Below are 2,677 nucleotides of genomic sequence, written 5' to 3'. Positions count from 1 at the left end.
CTGCTGCGCCGGCCGGCCACCGCCGAGCTGCGTGCCGAGCTGGCCCGGCTCTCCGCCGTCTCGACCGGTTACTTCCTGTCCGACGAGGGACGCGAGGGGGTCACCGCGTTCCGCGACAAACGTCCGGCGCGCTGGGTGCCCGCTCAGGACGACTGAGGGTCAGGGGCGCCGCCGGGAGCCGCGGCGCCCATGCTCGGGTCACCAGGCGGTCGCGCCGCCGTCGACCGGGTAGTTCGCCCCGGTGATGTACGACGCCCGGTCCGAGGCGAGGAAGACCACCAGCTCGACGACCTCCTCGGGGCGCGCGAAGCGCTTGAGCAGCGTCTTGGCGGTGATGGCGTCCCGGGCCTCCTGGTTGTCACCGAGGTCGCGTTCGCTGGCCGGGGTGAGGGTGGGCCCGGGGCTGACCGCCACGGCGCGGATCCCGTGCGGCGCGCCTTCGAGCGCGAGCTGTCGGGTCATCCCGATGATGCCGGCGTTCGCGGCGGTGTGACCGACCATCGGCGGCACGTGGCCGCCGATCGTCCCGGCCATGGAGGCGGCGCTGATGATGACGCCGCCGCCGCGCCGGACCAGGTGCGGCCAGGCGAACTTCGACACGAAGTACGGAATGTCGAGTTCCCCGGTGATGGTGTAGCGCCAGTCCGCCACGGAGAAGTCGGGCATCGGGCCGAAGCGGAGCGCTGCCGCGTTGTTGTAGACCACGTCCAGCCCGCCGTAGGCGGCGGCAGCGTCGTCGACGAGCGTGCGTACCTGCTCGGGGTCGGTGAGGTCGACCGGCGCGATGCCGGTCATCTCGCCCCCGGCGCGGCGGACGAGGTCGACCGTCTCGTCGTTCGCGGCGACCTGGAGGTCGGCCCCGACGACCTTCGCGCCCTCACGGGCGAAGGTCAGCGCCGCGACGCGGCCCAGACCACCCCCGGTGCCGGTGATCAGCACGACCTTGCCGTCAAGCGTTCCCATGACACTCCTCCTCGTTCGGTGACCGACTCGCCCAGGTGGTGGCGGTCGGTCGGATTGACATGTCAACAGAGATAAGTCCTTGACTGGTCAATCGCTTCCCGTCGTCGCGCACCCGGTGACACTCCCGACAGGCCGGCACCGGGCACGTGACAGAACCAGCGAGCAGGTGAGATCGCCACCGAAGCGGGAACGTCGCCAACCGGTACGCGACAACGGAGGCGACCCGAACCGGTCCGAGGCGCCCGAGTCGGGCCCGAACCGCTCGGACGACCCGGAGGGGGCGTGCGGGGACGTACGCTTGGCGGACTGTCGATCTGGGGGTGTGGGTGCGAACTCGGGCAACCGTGGCGGGTGGAGTGGTGCTCATCCTCGTCGCCGTGATCGCGATCTGGCTCGTCGTACGGCAGGTCGGCGACAATCTCACGCTGCCGCTGGTGGCGCGGAAGTGCACGGTGCAGGCCGATGGTCGGGTCGCGCTGGACGCCGACCAGATGGCAAACGCGGCGACCATCGCGGCGATCGGCGCGAAGCGTGGCATGCCCGAGCGGGCCGTCGTTGTCGCGCTCGCCACCGCGTACCAGGAGTCCGGGTTGCGCAACCTCGCCGACGGCGACCGCGACTCGGTCGGCCTGTTCCAGCAGCGACCGAGCCAGGGCTGGGGCACCCCGGCGCAGATCCGCGATCCGCGCTACGCGGCCAACCGGTTCTACGCGGCCCTCAAGAAGGTGCGCGGCTGGGAGAAGATGCGCGTCACCGATGCCGCCCAGCGGGTGCAGCGCTCGGCGTTCCCCGAGGCGTACCAGAAGAGGGCCGACGACTCCGAGGTGCTCAGCCGGGCACTGCTCGGCGACGCCAGCGGCGCTGTCGCCTGCACCGTGGGGCGCACCCCGGCGATGTACGGCGCGGCTGCGGCGGCGCAGCTGACCCGCAACCTGGTGCTGGACTGGGGGTTGAAGGGCACCGACCCGACCGACCCGACGGGGTTGGCGGTCACCCCGGGCGACCAACGCGACGGCTGGCGGTACGCGCACTGGCTGGTGTCACACGCCCAGGACCACGGGGTGAAGCGGGTTCGCTTCGGCGACCTGGAGTGGACCGCGCGCAACGGCTCGTGGGGTCGGGTGGACGGGCAGCAGAGCCCGGCCGGTCAGGTGGTGGCCGAGGTGTTCAACGAGGGTTGACCCGACCCGGATCTCCTAACCGGCAGTGACCGCACAATCCGGCAAAATGCATTAAACCCGGCTATTGATCGCCTTGATCTCACTCTGTGCGTTTCTCTCGCTGCGTGGGGTCCCACTGCGACCCAATCCCCCAACACACCCTCCCCGATGCCTGGGCCACCGCGTTACGATCGGCGGCCTGTGCCAGAAAAGGTTTCACCTCATGGGGAGGGGTACGACGCGGTGTTCGATTACGGCGACCGGACCGGTTACGAACCGATCAGCGACATTGACCGCAAGGAGTTCCACGAGCAGGGTTTCCTCCTGCTGCGCAACGTCCTGACCGAGGACCACCGGGCGGCGCTGGAGGCGGCGGTCGACCGCGTCTACGCGGAGGAGCAGGCGAAGGGCACCACCAAGAAGGACGGCACCCTGCACCTGCTGGGCTTCCTGGAGCGCGACGAGCTCTTCGGTGAGCTGCTGACCCACCCGATCGCCTTCCCGTACATGTGGGGGCTGGCCGGCTGGAACATCTACACCCACCACAACCACCT

At 70.2% G+C, this 2,677-nt stretch carries 2 protein-coding genes and 2 pseudogenes; 3 read left to right on the top strand and 1 reads right to left on the bottom strand.

Annotated elements, in window-relative coordinates:
* A pseudogene (locus KBX53_RS36630) lies at positions 1–156 on the top strand (enoyl-CoA hydratase); the annotation flags it as partial.
* A gap of 42 nt (positions 157–198) precedes the next feature.
* Here KBX53_RS36630 and KBX53_RS28955 read toward each other — a convergent pair.
* Entirely contained in the window at positions 199–963 is a 765-nt protein-coding gene (locus KBX53_RS28955; protein WP_210862770.1) for an SDR family NAD(P)-dependent oxidoreductase, read from the bottom strand.
* Positions 964–1,283: 320 nt separating this feature from the next.
* On the opposite strand from KBX53_RS28955, the gene KBX53_RS28950 reads away from it, so the two are divergent.
* Both KBX53_RS28950 and KBX53_RS28945 read left to right on the top strand, forming a co-directional pair.
* The gene (locus KBX53_RS28950) at positions 1,284–2,144 is read left to right on the top strand and encodes a hypothetical protein (protein ID WP_210862768.1); all 861 of its coding nucleotides are present in this window, start codon (positions 1,284–1,286) and stop codon (positions 2,142–2,144) included.
* Positions 2,145–2,366: 222 nt separating this feature from the next.
* A pseudogene (locus tag KBX53_RS28945) lies at positions 2,367–2,677 on the top strand (phytanoyl-CoA dioxygenase); the annotation flags it as partial.

The sequence above is a fragment of the Micromonospora sp. M51 genome (genome assembly GCF_018070305.1).
GTDB lineage: Bacteria > Actinomycetota > Actinomycetes > Mycobacteriales > Micromonosporaceae > Micromonospora > Micromonospora parva.
The sequence above is the reverse complement of the archived record's forward strand: the minus strand, read 5'-3'. Positions and strand labels throughout refer to the sequence as shown.

What these genes read in the sequence shown, in the direction of transcription:
- KBX53_RS28955 (WP_210862770.1), bottom strand. Translation starts at nt 963, where the DNA reads ATGGGAACGCTTGACGGCAAGGTCGTGCTGATCACCGGCACCGGGGGT.